At 30.0% G+C, this 14,290-nt stretch carries 14 protein-coding genes and 1 pseudogene; 11 read left to right on the forward strand and 4 right to left on the reverse strand.

Annotation, left to right across the window (positions count from 1 at the left end; all coding sequences use genetic code 11):
* Positions 1–119 precede the first annotated feature (119 nt).
* Positions 120–1,355: a malic enzyme-like NAD(P)-binding protein gene (locus tag L8X38_RS03070; RefSeq protein ID WP_133319773.1), complete on the reverse strand. Its 1,236-nt coding sequence runs from the start codon at positions 1,353–1,355 to the stop codon at positions 120–122.
* Complete coding sequence (gene gltX, locus L8X38_RS03075) at positions 1,355–2,746, reverse strand: glutamate--tRNA ligase (protein WP_263661269.1); 1,392 nt, start codon at positions 2,744–2,746, stop codon at positions 1,355–1,357. Before gltX ends, L8X38_RS03070 begins: the two co-directional genes overlap by 1 nt.
* A gap of 64 nt (positions 2,747–2,810) precedes the next feature.
* Between gltX and L8X38_RS03080 the strand changes: the two genes are divergently transcribed.
* Entirely contained in the window at positions 2,811–3,638 is an 828-nt protein-coding gene (locus L8X38_RS03080; protein ID WP_258108145.1) for a peptidylprolyl isomerase, read from the forward strand.
* An 18-nt stretch (positions 3,639–3,656) separates the two neighbouring features.
* Here L8X38_RS03080 and L8X38_RS03085 read toward each other — a convergent pair whose 3' ends face one another.
* Positions 3,657–4,988, reverse strand: coding sequence for an acetyl-CoA carboxylase biotin carboxylase subunit (locus L8X38_RS03085; protein WP_039619123.1), 1,332 nt, complete (start codon positions 4,986–4,988; stop codon positions 3,657–3,659).
* Position 4,989: 1 nt separating this feature from the next.
* On the reverse strand, positions 4,990–5,439 hold the full coding sequence (gene accB / locus L8X38_RS03090; RefSeq protein ID WP_039626958.1) for an acetyl-CoA carboxylase biotin carboxyl carrier protein: 450 nt from the start codon (positions 5,437–5,439) through the stop codon (positions 4,990–4,992).
* Between the two features lie 131 nt (positions 5,440–5,570).
* Here accB and dcd point away from each other — a divergent pair, with 131 nt between their 5' ends.
* The 10 genes and pseudogenes from dcd (at position 5,571) to L8X38_RS03140 (ending at position 14,272) form a co-directional block, all read left to right on the forward strand.
* Positions 5,571–6,131, forward strand: a complete 561-nt coding sequence (dcd, locus tag L8X38_RS03095) for a dCTP deaminase (protein ID WP_147574697.1) — start codon at positions 5,571–5,573, stop codon at positions 6,129–6,131.
* 50 nt (positions 6,132–6,181) lie between these two features.
* Positions 6,182–7,189: a UDP-N-acetylglucosamine 4,6-dehydratase (inverting) gene (pseB, locus tag L8X38_RS03100; RefSeq protein WP_263661270.1), complete on the forward strand. Its 1,008-nt coding sequence runs from the start codon at positions 6,182–6,184 to the stop codon at positions 7,187–7,189.
* A complete protein-coding gene (pseC, locus tag L8X38_RS03105) occupies positions 7,186–8,316 on the forward strand; it encodes a UDP-4-amino-4,6-dideoxy-N-acetyl-beta-L-altrosamine transaminase (protein ID WP_263661271.1) in 1,131 nt (376 codons plus the stop codon). Before pseB ends, pseC begins: the two co-directional genes overlap by 4 nt.
* A gap of 4 nt (positions 8,317–8,320) precedes the next feature.
* Positions 8,321–9,582: pseudogene (locus L8X38_RS03110) on the forward strand (DUF4910 domain-containing protein).
* The gene (locus L8X38_RS03115) at positions 9,579–10,361 is read left to right on the forward strand and encodes an AAC(3) family N-acetyltransferase (protein ID WP_263661272.1); all 783 of its coding nucleotides are present in this window, start codon (positions 9,579–9,581) and stop codon (positions 10,359–10,361) included. Before L8X38_RS03110 ends, L8X38_RS03115 begins: the two are co-directional and overlap by 4 nt.
* Before the next feature lie 2 nt (positions 10,362–10,363).
* On the forward strand, positions 10,364–10,588 hold the full coding sequence (locus L8X38_RS03120; protein WP_087699877.1) for an acyl carrier protein: 225 nt from the start codon (positions 10,364–10,366) through the stop codon (positions 10,586–10,588).
* Positions 10,582–11,484: a class I SAM-dependent methyltransferase gene (locus L8X38_RS03125; protein ID WP_263661273.1), complete on the forward strand. Its 903-nt coding sequence runs from the start codon at positions 10,582–10,584 to the stop codon at positions 11,482–11,484. The genes L8X38_RS03120 and L8X38_RS03125 overlap by 7 nt, the downstream gene beginning before the upstream one ends.
* On the forward strand, positions 11,481–13,004 hold the full coding sequence (locus L8X38_RS03130) for an HAD-IIIC family phosphatase (RefSeq protein ID WP_263661274.1): 1,524 nt from the start codon (positions 11,481–11,483) through the stop codon (positions 13,002–13,004). Before L8X38_RS03125 ends, L8X38_RS03130 begins: the two co-directional genes overlap by 4 nt.
* Positions 12,994–14,061 (forward strand): beta-ketoacyl-ACP synthase III, encoded by a 1,068-nt coding sequence (locus tag L8X38_RS03135; protein WP_263661275.1) that lies wholly within the window; start codon positions 12,994–12,996, stop codon positions 14,059–14,061. The genes L8X38_RS03130 and L8X38_RS03135 overlap by 11 nt, the downstream gene beginning before the upstream one ends.
* A complete protein-coding gene (locus L8X38_RS03140) occupies positions 14,054–14,272 on the forward strand; it encodes an acyl carrier protein (protein WP_214100219.1) in 219 nt (72 codons plus the stop codon). Before L8X38_RS03135 ends, L8X38_RS03140 begins: the two co-directional genes overlap by 8 nt.
* The last annotated feature ends 18 nt before the right edge of the window (positions 14,273–14,290 follow it).

The following is a 14,290-nucleotide window of genomic DNA, read 5'->3' on the forward strand; positions in this document are numbered from 1 at the left end:
ATATTTTTTAAATGATTTTTAAAAAATATGTTTTTATAACTCATATAAACAATAAAAAATAGATAAAATTAAGTTTTATAATAAAAAATTATTTTAAATAAAACTTAATTTATAAAAAATTATTTTAAACTATCAAAATATCTCTGATAATCAAAATTATTTATCAAAGCTACTCCATCTTCAACCGCAGCTTTTGCTACCGCAGCACTAACTACAGCTTTTACTCTGCTATCAAATGGTTTTGGTATCACATAATCTCTACCAAAACTAAGCTCTTCTACTCCATAAGCTTGTTTTACCTCATCAGTTACTTCAAGCTTAGCTAAATCAGCCAAAGCTTTTGCAGCTGCTATTTTCATATTTTCAGTAATTTTAGTTGCCTTTACATCTAAAGCTCCTCTAAAGATAAAAGGAAAACCTAAAACATTATTAATTTGATTTGGATAATCACTTCTACCTGTTCCAACTATAGCATCGTTTCTAACTCTTTTAACATCTTCTGGCATTACTTCAGGTACAGGATTAGCTAATGCAAAAATCACGGGATCTTTTGCCATACTTAAAATCATCTCATCATCTAAAATCTTAGGTGCACTCAAACCCAAAAATACATCAGCACCTTTTAAAGCTTCTCTTAAAGTGCTATCTTTGGTATCGCTTACAAATTCTAGTTTGTATTTATTTAAATCATCTCTTTGAGTATTAATCACACCTTTACTATCTACTAAAACGATATTTTTAACCCCTAAATTTCTATACATTCTAGCACTTGCAATACCTGCTGCACCTGCACCACTTACCACTACTTTAATATCTTCAAATTTTTTACCACTAATTTCCATAGCATTCATTAATCCTGCTGTAGAAATGATCGCAGTTCCATGTTGGTCATCATGCATTACAGGAATTCCAAGATCTTGCAAAGCAGCTTCTATTTCAAAGCATTTTGGTGCTGAAATATCTTCTAAATTAATTCCTCCAAAAGTAGGTGCTATAGCTTTACAAAAGGTAACAATCTCGTCTATACTATGAGCATTAATTTCCAAATCATAAGCATTAACATTAGCAAATTTTTTAAACAAACAAGCTTTTCCTTCCATAACAGGTTTGCTTGCACTCGCTCCTATATTGCCAAGTCCCAAAACCGCACTACCATCGCTTACTATAGCAACTAAATTAGCTTTATTAGTGTATTTATAAGCTAAAGTTTCATCTTTTGCTATCTCAATACAAGGTTCAGCAACCCCAGGAGAATACGCCAAAGATAAATCATGTGCACTATCCATAGGCTTTCTAGCAACAATATCTACTTTACCACCTAAGTGATATTCTAAAGCCTCTTCTTTTAAATTCATTATTTTTCCTTCATATAATTTAGTAAATTTTTTATCCTAAGTTTAGCCTTTTGCACTCCTAAAAATTCCAATACTTCAAATATACTAGGACTAACCGAGTTTCCTGTGAGTGCAATGCGTATAGCTTGAGCTAGATCTTTTAACTTAAGATTATTTTCTTCTAAGAATTGATTAGTTAATTCTTCAAATTCACAAGCATTTTTTTGCTCATTTAAAACCATAGCGTATTTTTCCAAATAAGTTAAATTTGTAACATTGAGAAATTTATCTACAGCCTTTTGATTATATTCTTTTGGGTCATTTAGTAACACTTTAGCCCCACTAATAATATCATGTAAGGTTTTAGCTCTCTCTCTTAACATATCTAGCAAAAAGCCTGCTTTTTCATACTGACTTAAATCAAATCCTAAATCTTTTAATTGTCTATTGATTTCTTCAAAAGGTAAAGTTTTAATATAATGAGCATTAAGCCATTCTAATTTTTTAAAATTATAGCAAGAAGCACTTTTGTTAATATGATTTGGATCAAAAAGCTCTTGCATACTTTCTAAAGAAAAAATTTCATCATCGCCATGACTCCAACCAAGACGCACTAAGAAATTAAGCAGGGCTTGAGGTAAAATCCCCATATTTTTATATTCCATCACATCAGTTGCTCCATGACGCTTAGAAAGTTTCTTGCCATCTTCACCATGTATCATAGCTACATGATAAAATTTAGGTATTTTAAAGCCTAGTGCTTCATAAAGGACAATTTGTTTTGGAGTATTTGATAAATGATCATCTCCTCTTATAACATCACTCACACCCATTAGTGCATCATCAATTACAACGGTTAAATTATAAATTGGGCTACCATCGCTTCTTGCAATTACAAAATCATCTAAGATATCTTCAGCCTTAAAACTAACCTCGCCTTTAATGCCATCTATAAATTTAATCTCTCCACTTTGTGGTGCTTTTATACGCACCACAGGCTCAATACCACTTGGGGGAGTTCCTTTAAAATCTCTATATCTACCATCATATTTTGGACGCTCTTTAGCTGCTTCTTGCTTAGCTCTTAACTCATCAAGCTCTTCTTTGCTCATATAACAATAATAAGCCTTGCCCTCATCTAATAATTTTTGAATGTATTTTTTATAAATATCAAATCTTTGAGATTGATACTCAATCGTCCCATCATAATCAAGCCCACACCATTTAAATGCTTCTATAATAGCTTGCGTAGCTTCTTGTGAATTTCTTTTTAAATCCGTATCTTCAATACGCAATAAAAATTTACCCTTATTTTTTCTTGCATAAAGATAATTATATAAAGCTGTTCTAAGCCCTCCTATGTGCAAATATCCTGTTGGAGAAGGAGCAAAACGCGTTGTGATTTCTTGCATATTTTTACCTTTTTTAAATTTTTATTGTTATAATGCTATATTTACACTTAAATAAAGGTTTTATATGAGAAAATTTTTAATATCTTGTTGTTTTGCTGCAAATATTTTATATGCTCAAACCCTTGGTGGTGTAGCAATGGTAGTAGAAAATCAACCTATTACTCTTTATGATATAGAACAAACTATGAAAGAATTAAAAACTAATGACAAACAAAAAGCTATAGCATTTTTAGTAGATGATAAAGTTCAACAAAGCGAAGCTAAAAAGCTAGGAATTTATGTAAGCACTTTTGAACTTAATGAAAAATTAGCCCAAATAGCAAAAGGCAATAAAACTGACATTAATGGTTTGCAAGCAAAGATAGAAAAAGATGGTTTAAGTTTTGAAGTTTTTAAAAACAAAATTAGAAAAGATCTTGAAAGAGAAAAACTTTATAGAAGCATAATGCAAAATGCAAAAATCAATATTGATGATGAAACACTAAAACATTTTTATGAAAGCAATCTTGATAAATTTAGCACTTTTTCAAATATAGACTTAGTTGTTTATAATTCTACCAATCCTGAACTTTTACAACAGCTTGCACAAAATCCTATGTATAAAAATTCTCAAATTAAATCAAAAGCCATTAGTTTAAACGCAGCTAGTTTAGATCCAAGATTACTTGCTTTGTTAAATAATACAAAAATAGGAGAATTTACTCCAGTGTTAAATGGCGAAAACGCTTATATAGTGTATTTTGTAAAAGAAAAATATGGTAAAAATCCTATCGAATTTGATTTAATCAAAGATCAAGTTAGCAATGTCTATACCCTAACTCAAAAAGAACAAGCCTTAAAAAATCATCTTGATAAAATAAGAGCAAATGCTCATATAGAAGAATTAAGATAGGTTAAAACCTATCTTCAATTAATGTCTTGAAAGATAATTTGTATCATAATTATTATTGATAAAATCTGCATTATCCATCATCGCTAAATGAAAATCCTTGGTTGTTTTTATCCCACCTACAATAAGCTCTTGCAAGGCTATTTTCATTTTAGCTATAGCTGTGTTTCTATCTTCTCCCCAAACGACTAATTTTCCAATCATAGAATCATAATATGGAGGCACACTATAATCTTGATAACAATGGCTTTCCATTCTTACATTGCGTCCTGCAGGAGCTACATATTTTGTGATTTTACCTGGGCAAGGTAAGAAAGTTTTAGAATCTTCAGCAGTAATTCTACATTCTATAGAATGACCCTTAAGTTTAATTTCTTCTTGTTTTGGCAAAGGATACCCTTCTGCTACTTTAATCATAAGCTCGATAATATCTACCCCGCTTACCATCTCACTCACACAATGCTCAACCTGCAAACGCGTATTCATCTCGATAAAATAAAAATCTAAATTTTTATCCACTAAAAACTCAAAAGTTCCCGCACCTTCATAATCAATAGCCTTAGCAGCTTTAACTGCTGTTTCATGAAGTCTTGCTCTTGTTTTTTCATCTAGTAAAATTGCAGGAGATTCTTCTATAAGTTTTTGATGGCGTCTTTGCATAGAGCAATCTCTCTCACCCAAATGTATCACATTTCCAAAGCTATCTCCTATGATTTGCACTTCTATATGGCGTGGGTTTTGGATATATTTTTCCATATACATAGTTCCATCGCCAAAAGCACTCATCGCTTCACTTTCTGCTGACCAGTAAGCTTTTTCTAAATCTTTTTCATCTTCAACTACACGCATACCACGGCCGCCACCACCTGCTGCTGCCTTTAAAATCACAGGATAGCCTATTTCTTTAGCAAGTTTTTTTGCTGCTTCAACCCCACCTAAAGCCCCATCGCTTCCTGGGATTACAGGCACACCTGCTCTTTGCATTACTTGTTTTGCTTTACTTTTATCACTCATTAGTGCCATAGCAGCTACTGAAGGACCTATGAATTTGATATTATGTTTTGCACAAATTTCAACAAAATTTTGATTTTCACTTAAAAATCCATATCCTGGAAAAATCGCATCCGCTTCGCTAATTTCAGCTGCACTAATAATAGCTGGGATATTTAAATAGCTTTCTGAACTTCTAGCATTTCCTATGCAAATACTCGCATCAGCATATTTTAAATACAAAGCATCTTTATCTGCAGTAGAATACACACAAATTGCTTTTTTTCCCATTTCTTTTACAGTTCTTAAAGCTCTTAATGCAATTTCTCCACGATTTGCTATTAAAACTTTTTTAATTTCCATTTTATAATTTCTCCACCACAAATAAAGGCATACCAAATTCTACAGGCTGACCATCTGCAACTAATACTTCTACTATCCTACAATCATATTCAGCTTCGATTTCATTCATAATTTTCATCGCTTCAATAATTGCTATAGTACTTCCTTTTTTAATAGTTTGTCCTGCTTTAGCAAAAGGTGCTGCACCTGGGCTTGGAGCTTGATAAAAAGTACCTACCATAGGGCTATTGATAGTCGGTTTATTAGAAGAGTTTGAGCTTGCTTTGGTTTCATTAACTACATTTACATTAATTGGCTGTGGAGCTGGAGCAACAGGAGCTGGAGCTGGTAATTCACAACACATATCTCTTTCAAGTTCTATTTCAAATCCATCTTGTTCTTTTATTTTAATCTTGCTTATATTTGCTTCTGCAAAAAGTTGCATTAGTTCTTTGATTTCTTCTTTTGTCATATATTCTCCTTAATTTATAAGACTTAATTTATAATTATATATAAAAATACTAAAAATAACTTCAATTATTTATTTTTTACTTTTATTTTAAGATATAATTTAAAAATTCACTTTAATTATAAAGGACAAAAATGGGCTTAAAAGCAGATAATTGGATCAAAAAAATGGCATTAGAGCACAATATGATAGAGCCATTTTGTGAAGCAAATATAGGTAAAGGTATAGTTAGTTATGGGCTTTCAAGCTATGGATATGATATAAGAGTTGGAAGAGAATTTAAGATTTTCACTAATGTAAATTCCACTGTTGTAGATCCTAAAAATTTTGTAGAAGAAAATGTAGTAGATTTTATAGGCGATGTATGTATAGTACCTGCAAATTCTTTCGCGCTTGCAAGAACAGTTGAGTATTTTAAAATGCCAAATGATGTTTTGGCTATTTGTCTTGGCAAAAGCACTTATGCAAGATGTGGCATTATAGTAAATGTAACTCCTTTTGAGCCAGGTTTTGAAGGACATATCACTATAGAAATTTCAAACACAACCCCACTACCTGCTAAAATTTATGCTAATGAGGGTATAGCTCAAGTTTTATTTTTACAAGGAGATGAACCTTGTGATGTAACATATGCTGATAAGAAGGGTAAATACCAAGCTCAAACAGGTATAACTTTACCAAGAATTTTAAAATAATTTTATTTTCAACCGATATAAAAACTTAGTCAAGTAATAGGAAAATATATATGTTTAATGGAAAAAGCATTTTAATCACCGGTGGCACAGGAAGTTTTGGAAAAACTTATACTAAAACTTTACTTCAAAAATACAAACCTAAAAAAATCATCATTTATTCAAGAGATGAGTTAAAACAATTTGAAATGGTAAGAGAATTTAATGATGATTGTATGCGTTATTTTATAGGCGATGTAAGAGATAAAGAAAGATTGAGCATAGCAATGAAGGATGTTGATTTTGTCATTCATGCAGCTGCTATGAAACATGTGCCAATTGCAGAATATAATCCAATGGAATGTATAAAAACTAATATCCATGGAGCACAAAATGTAATCGATGCGTGTTTGGAAAATAATGTAGAAAAATGTATCGCTCTTTCAACTGATAAAGCATGCAATCCTATTAATTTATATGGAGCTACAAAGCTTGCAAGTGATAAGCTTTTTGTAGCAGCAAACAACATCGCAGGAAATTCTCATACTAAATTTAGCGTTACAAGATATGGTAATGTAGTAGGTTCAAGAGGATCTGTCATACCATTTTTTAAAAAACTAATCAATGAAGGTGCTAAAGAACTTCCTATCACAGATGAGAGAATGACAAGATTTTGGATATCCTTAGAAGATGGGGTTAATTTCGTGCTGAATAATTTTGCCTATATGCATGGAGGGGAAATTTTCGTACCAAAAATTCCTTCTATGAAAATCGTTGATTTAGCTAAAACTATGGCTCCTAATTTAGCTCATAAAATCATAGGTATAAGAGCAGGTGAAAAACTACATGAAATTATGATTTCAAGTGATGATAGTCATTTAACTTATGAATTTGAAAATTATTATGCTATTAATCCAAGTATTCAATTTAATAACACTAATGTTGATTTTAGTATAAATGCAAAAGGACAAAAGGGTAAAAAAGTTTCTAATGGCTTTTCTTATAGCTCTGATAATAATCCATCATGGATTAGCCAAGAAGAGCTTTTAAATATAATAAATCATACAGAGCTTGAAAAATGATAACTTATTCTCATCAAAATATTGACGAACAAGACATACAAGTAGTTTGTGAGGCTTTAAAAGATGATTTTTTAACCGGTGGAAAAAAGGTTGAAGAATTTGAACAAGCCCTTTGTGAATATGTAGGTGTAAAATATGCTTGCGTGCTAAATTCAGCTACTTCTGCTTTACACCTTGCATATTTATCTTTAAATGTAAAAGATAAAATTGTCTTAACAACCCCCATTACCTTTGCTGCAACTGCAAATGCAGCTTTAATGGCAGGTGCTAGGGTTGAGTTTATAGATGTAAAAAGCGATGGAAATATTGATGAGAAAAAACTTGCTTTAAGATTAAGCCAAGATAGCTCTAATATAGGAGCAATTTGCGTGGTTGATTTTGCGGGAAATAGTGTAGAGATGGATGAAATCCTAGCCTTAGCTAAACAACACAACATCCCACTAATTGATGATGCAAGTCATGCTCTAGGTGCTATTTATAAAGATCAAAAAGTAGGTTCTATGGGGGATTTGAGCATATTTTCTTTTCATCCGGTTAAACCTATCACAACCTTTGAAGGTGGTGCGGTTGTTAGCAATGATGAGGAATTAATCTCAAAAATCAAGCTTTTAAGAAGTCATGGTATAGTCAAAAAAAGGCTTTGGGATAGTGATATGATTGAACTAGGCTATAATTATCGTTTAAGTGATGTAGCTTGTGCTTTAGGTATAAATCAACTAAAAAAACTTGATAATATGCTAGAAAAAAGAGAAATCATCACAAGTTTTTACGATAAAGAATTTGAAAAAAATCCTTATTTTAGCACTATAAAAATCAAAGATTATAAAAAAAGCTCAAGACATTTATATCCTATTTTGCTTTTTCCTGAGTTTTATTGCCAAAAAGAGATTATTTTTGAAAAATTATTAAATTTGGACATAGGTATACAAGTGCATTATAAGCCTACTTATGAGTTTAGTTATTATAAAAACTTATATGGAAATTTATTCTTAGAAAATGCGGATAATTTTTATAAAGCTGAACTTAGCATACCTGCTCATCAAGAAATGAATTTAAAAGAAGCACAATTTATTAAAGATAGTTTATTTAAGATTTTAGAAGAAACTAAAAAGGCTTGTTGTGAGTAAAAGTATGTATGAGCTAGCTTGTGAGCTTTTTCCTATATGCAGAAGTATTACCGGGAAAGGCTTTAGACAAAGCTTAAAAATACTTGATGAAGCTATGGGGGGGGTATATTAAAAATTCACTCTATAGCAAGCGGGAGTAAAGTATTTGATTGGGAAGTACCTGCTGAATGGGAGATAAACGATGCTTATATCATCACTCCAAATGGAGAAAAAATTTGTGATTTTAAGCAAAATAATCTTCATATGTTAAACTATAGCACAGGAATAGACACAGAGCTTGATCTAGCAAGCTTACAAGAGCATCTTTACTCTATAGAGGATATGCCTGATGCCATACCTTATGTGACAAGCTATTATAAAAGGCGTTGGGGGTTTTGTATAAAACATGAAGATAGAGTTAAACTAAAAGAAGGAAAATATAAAGTTTTCATAGATGCAAAACACCATGAAAATGGAGTTTTAAACTATGCTGACTTGCTCATACCTAGCACACAAGAAACAAAAGATGAAATTTTAATTTCCACTTATCTTTGTCATCCATCTATGGCAAATAACGAGTTAAGTGGTCCTGTGGTAGCTACATTTTTAGCTAAATGGCTTTTAGAACTTAAAGAGAGAAAATACAATTATCGTTTTATTTTTACTCCTGAAACCATAGGGAGTATAGTTTATCTTAGTAAACATTTAAAGCACTTACAAAAACATACCAAAGCAGGTTTTGTACTCTCTTGTATAGGTGATGATAATGCTTACTCACTCATTCACACTCCAAGTGAAAATACCCTAGCAGATAAAGTAGCTTTGCATACCTTAAAAGAAAAAAATAATTTTAAAGAATTTAGCTTTTTAGATAGAGGAAGCGATGAGAGACAATACTGTGCTCCTTTAGTAAATTTACCCGTAGTCGGAATTTGTAGAAGTAAGTATCTAGAGTATAAAGAATATCATACTAGCAAGGATGACTTAAATTTCATCAGTGAAGAGGGATTGCAAGGTGGCTTAAAAGCTATGCAAGAAATCATTATGAATTTAGAGGTTAATGAATTTTATCAAAATACGATATTTTGCGAACCTAATTTAGGTAAAAGAGGCTTATACCATACTATCAATACTTCTTCAACCAATGATATACCAATATCATGTAATTTTTTAGCATATTGCGATGGTAAAAACGATGTTTTAGATATAGCCTCAAAGCTAAACATGCAAGCTTATGAATTAAAAGATTTAATAGAAAAATTAAAATTTCACGGATTGATAAAATGAAATATTTCTTAGAACATAATGATAAAAAATACTCTAATATTGACTTAATAGAAGCTTTCAGAAAACTTGGCATCAAAAAAGGCGATATTTTGTGTGTGCATACTGAACTTTTTAATTTTGGCACACCCTTGCTTCCTAGAAATGAATTTTTACAAACTATATTAGATTGTTTTTTTGAAGTTATAGGTAAAGAAGGTACTTTAATCATGCCTACTTTTACTTATAGTTTTTGCAAAAATGAAGTTTATGATAAATTAAATTCTCCTACAAAAATGGGTGCTTTAAATGAATATTTTCGCAAACAAGCAGGAGTAAAACGCACTAATGATCCTATATTTTCCTTTGCTATAAAAGGAGCCAAAGAAGAATTGTTTTTAAAGGACACTACAAGTTGTTTTGGAGAAAATTGTGTGTATGATATTTTAACACAAGAAAATGGAAAATATATACTTTTTGGAAGCACTACAGGACACACTCTAACTCATTATATCGAAGAAGAATACCGAGTAGATTACAGATATTTTAAAGATTTTCACGGAAAAATAATAGACGAACAAAACAGAATGCATGATAAAAAAATAAAATTTTATGTTAGACATTTAGATAAAAAATCTTTACCAAATGTCGATAATATAAACTATATTACTAAAAAAACAAAAAATTTTATATACGAAAATTTTGGTGGTGCAACTATATGTTTATTTCATACAAAAGAATACAAAGAAGCGATAAAAAATGCTCTTGATGAAGATAAAAATATTTTTATATTACAGGATTAATCATGGAAAATAAATTTTATGAAATTTTAGAAAATATACTAGAAGTAAAAGTTGATGAAAATTCAAATTTAAGCATGCAAAATTGCAAAAATTGGACTTCTTTAAATCATATTGATATAATCATGAGCTTAGAAGAAGAATTTGAAATCAAATTTAGTAAAGATGAATTAAGTCAGCTAAAATCACAAAATGAACTTTTGCAAGCTATTAAGGAGAAATTATGCTAGAAAATACAAAAGAATTATTTAAACTAATAGAAGAAAAAAATCCACTACACAAAAAATGTTTAGATGGATTACAACTCTCTAAAGAAGAATATGAAGATTTAGAAAAGCTTATTGTTTATTACAAAGATACACTAAATATTACTTTAGAAGAACAAGCTCAAAGCTATATAGTTGTATTAAATGATACTTTAGAAGAAACTAGATATTTTATAGAATTTGGAAAATATAGATATAGCACCTTAGCAGAAGTAGAAAATGTGGTGTATTTTAATGAAAATTATATGAAGCAATACATGGTAGGTCTTGCTATATCTTCTTTTATATGGAATGCTCATATTGAGGTTAGAAGATATTTTGCTAAGTATATAGATGAAAAACAAAATCAAGAAAATACCTATCTTGAAATAGGACCAGGACATGGTGAATTTTTTGTTAAAGCCCTAAGAAGTCAAAAATTTAAAGAATATTTTGGCATCGATATATCTCCTATAAGTTGTCAAATGAGCAAGGATATGGTAGAAAATCAGTTTGGCAAAATAAATACTAAATGCGAATTTATATGTAAAGATTTTACCAAATGTGAGTTTAACAACAAAGCTGATTTGGTAGTAATGGGAGAGGTTTTAGAACATGTTGAACAACCTTTACAATTTATGAAAGATGTAAAAGCCTTATTAAATGATAATGGAGAAATCTTTGCGACTATACCTATCAACGCTCCTGCAATTGATCATATTTATTTATTTTCTCATCCTGATGAAGTTAAAGAATTACTTAATAAAGCAGGATTGAAAATCAAAGAATGTGAATATTTTATGGCGAATAATTATTCTTTAGAAAAAGCACTAAAAACAAAAAATGCTATTGTAATGGCAGTAGTTTTGGTCAAAGAATGAATCTTTTTTTACCAAATTTAAAAAGAAATGATCTCATAAAACTTAGCAAGGAAAATCATTATAAAAAAATTGCTATTAATGTTTTTAGAAATCACTCTTTTGAAGTGATTTCAAGCATACTAAATGCATTTTTAGCCTTTAGTAAATTAAAGGCTGAATTTAACATAAGCTCTTATGATGATAGTTTAAGTTATGATAATTTTCAAAAAGCAGATTTAAACATCATATTTATAGATTTAAACAATTATAAAAAAAATGTAGATGATTTTATCAAAGAAAAAATACAAGAGCTATCAAGCATTAGCAACGCTCCTATCATCACACTTTTACTTGGTAATACAAGCTTAAAAGAATATAGTATTTGCAAAATACTAAAGCCCTTTTTAGATGAAAATCTCATCATAGATGATAGTAATTTTGAAATAAATGCAAGCAGACTTAGTAATAAAGCTTGTGTAAAATTAGCCCAAATTCTAGGACTAAAAATCCTACCTAGCTTCTTGCAACCAGCTTTAAAAGCAATCATCATAGATCTTGATAATACCTTATACCAAGGAATTTTAGGCGAAGATGGCATTGAAAATCTTACTTTATCTAGCAATCATAAAGCCTTACAAAGTGAGCTTTTAAATTTAAAAAATCAAGGTTTTTTACTTGCCATCGCTTCAAAAAATGAAGAAGATGATGTAAAAAAACTTTTTTCACAAAGAAAAGACTTTTTATTACAACTTGATGATTTTAGTATGATCAGGGCTAATTGGAAAAGTAAAGACGAAAATATTAAAGAAATTGTAAATTTTTTTAATATAGCTTTTGATAGTGTGCTATTTATTGATGATAATATAGCCGAAATTGAAAATGTATCACACCTTCATATTAACACCTTGCTAGCTGATGAAAATAGTGCTTATAGTTTAAAGCTCTATCCTAGACTTTTAAAAACAATCTTTAGCAAAGAAGATGAGTTAAGAAGTGCTGATATTAAAGCAAATTTACAAAGACAAGAACTTAGCAAGCTTAGCCCTAAAGAGTATTTTGAAAAATTACAAATTTGTTTGAAATTTCATATCAACCACGCAGATGAACTTGAAAGAATTTCACAACTACTTAATAAAACTAATCAATTTATATCAAATTACTCAAGATTAAGCTTAAAAGAGTGTGAAGAATTTATGCAAAAACATGCTATTTTGACTATAAGCATGAGTGATAAATTAAGTGATAGTGGCATTATAGCAATTTTTTTAGCTTATAAAGATGAAACAAATTTAATCATAAAAGATCTTTGCATAAGTTGCAGAGCCTTAGGAAGAAAGCTTGAAAAAATTATGCTATATAAAGCTATAGAGTTATTACACCTGCATTTTAATACAAAAGAATGTATTTTATACTTTCAAAAGGGCGAAAGAAATATGCCATTTTTAGAATTTTTATATAGTTTAAATGCAAATATAAAAGAAAATTTTGCTCTAATCCAAAAAGAAATGATAAATTACGAAGGACTTATAATTGAAAGCTAGTTTTAATAAAGCCAAAATAGCAGGCATAAGCGTTTGCGTGCCTAATAAATGTATAAACATAGATGATTGCTTAGAAGATGTTTTTCAAAATGATGTCAAAATGCTAAAAAGAATGAAAAAAATTTCAGGCATACAAGAAAGATTTATCGCTGATGAAAATATTAGCACAACAGATTTAGCCTATGAAGCAAGTATAAATTTATTTAAAATGCTTGATTTTGATAAAAATAAGCTTGATATGGTGATTTTTGTTACACAAACTCCTGATTTTTTTATGCCATCATGCGCAAACTATCTTCACAAACGATTAAATTTAAAACCTCAAACCATAGCTTTTGATGTAAATCAAGCGTGTTCGGGGTATTTATATGGCTTATTTATAGCTTTTTCTTTTTTAGAAAATCAAAATGCAAAAAATATTTTATTAATTTGCGGTGATACTTTAAGCAAAACCATAAATCCTTTAAATGCAAATTTAGCTCCAATCTTTGGCGATGGAGTAAGTGCAACACTCACAAGCAGTGCAAATGAAAAATCGTTTTTTAAGCTTTATTCTAATGGAGAAGGTTTTGACAAACTCATCATACCCAATAGAGCTTTTGCTAAACTTGATGAGAGTAAAAGCTCCAATAAAGAAATATTTCAAACCAATAAGCATAGGAGCTTAGATAATCTTTACATGGATGGGGCTGAAATTTTTAACCAAGCACTTAATCTTGAGAGCCAAAGCATAAAAGAAATGCTTGATTTTTGTGAAAAAAGTAAAGATGAAGTGGATTATTTTTTATTACATCAATCCAATCAATTTTTAGTTGATTCTATTATAAATGACTTGGGTATTGATAGCTCTAAAGCACCAAATTTTTTGATGTCAAAATATGCTAATTTAAGCGCTTGCTCTTTACCTGCTTTACTTTGTGAAATACAAAAAAATGATTTTAGTGCTATTTTAAGTGCTTTTGGTGCTGGATATGCTTGGGGGAGTGCTTATATAAATTTTGATAAAAACTTTAAAACTGATACAATTTCAATTTATAAAGGAGAAAAAAATGACTAAAGAAGAATTATTAGAAGCTATTAGCGAAGCTATGCATATGGATGAAACACTAAAAGAAGATATGATTTTAGATGATATTGATGAATGGGATAGCTTAGCTTTTGTATCTATCATGGTATTATTTAAAAACTCACTTGGCAAGCAAATTAGCGGTGATGATCTTAAAAAGTGTGAAAAAGTAAGCGATCTTTTAGCTTTAGCTGGTGTTTAAGGTGAAAAGCCTTAAACA

Source organism: Campylobacter sp. CNRCH_2014_2452, from assembly GCF_025772865.1.
GTDB classification, from domain to species: Bacteria; Campylobacterota; Campylobacteria; order Campylobacterales; family Campylobacteraceae; genus Campylobacter_D; species Campylobacter_D lari_D.

Excerpts from the sequence above, each read along its gene's own strand:
- L8X38_RS03070 (WP_133319773.1), bottom strand. The coding sequence starts at position 1,355 with ATGAATTTAAAAGAAGAGGCTTTAGAATATCACTTAGGTGGTAAAGTA.
- gltX (WP_263661269.1), bottom strand. The coding sequence starts at position 2,746 with ATGCAAGAAATCACAACGCGTTTTGCTCCTTCTCCAACAGGATATTTG.
- L8X38_RS03080 (WP_258108145.1), top strand. The coding sequence starts at position 2,811 with ATGAGAAAATTTTTAATATCTTGTTGTTTTGCTGCAAATATTTTATAT.
- L8X38_RS03085 (WP_039619123.1), bottom strand. The coding sequence starts at position 4,988 with ATGGAAATTAAAAAAGTTTTAATAGCAAATCGTGGAGAAATTGCATTA.
- accB (WP_039626958.1), bottom strand. The coding sequence starts at position 5,439 with ATGACAAAAGAAGAAATCAAAGAACTAATGCAACTTTTTGCAGAAGCA.
- dcd (WP_147574697.1), top strand. The coding sequence starts at position 5,571 with ATGGGCTTAAAAGCAGATAATTGGATCAAAAAAATGGCATTAGAGCAC.
- pseB (WP_263661270.1), top strand. The coding sequence starts at position 6,182 with ATGTTTAATGGAAAAAGCATTTTAATCACCGGTGGCACAGGAAGTTTT.
- pseC (WP_263661271.1), top strand. The coding sequence starts at position 7,186 with ATGATAACTTATTCTCATCAAAATATTGACGAACAAGACATACAAGTA.
- L8X38_RS03115 (WP_263661272.1), top strand. The coding sequence starts at position 9,579 with ATGAAATATTTCTTAGAACATAATGATAAAAAATACTCTAATATTGAC.
- L8X38_RS03120 (WP_087699877.1), top strand. The coding sequence starts at position 10,364 with ATGGAAAATAAATTTTATGAAATTTTAGAAAATATACTAGAAGTAAAA.
- L8X38_RS03125 (WP_263661273.1), top strand. The coding sequence starts at position 10,582 with ATGCTAGAAAATACAAAAGAATTATTTAAACTAATAGAAGAAAAAAAT.
- L8X38_RS03130 (WP_263661274.1), top strand. The coding sequence starts at position 11,481 with ATGAATCTTTTTTTACCAAATTTAAAAAGAAATGATCTCATAAAACTT.
- L8X38_RS03140 (WP_214100219.1), top strand. The coding sequence starts at position 14,054 with ATGACTAAAGAAGAATTATTAGAAGCTATTAGCGAAGCTATGCATATG.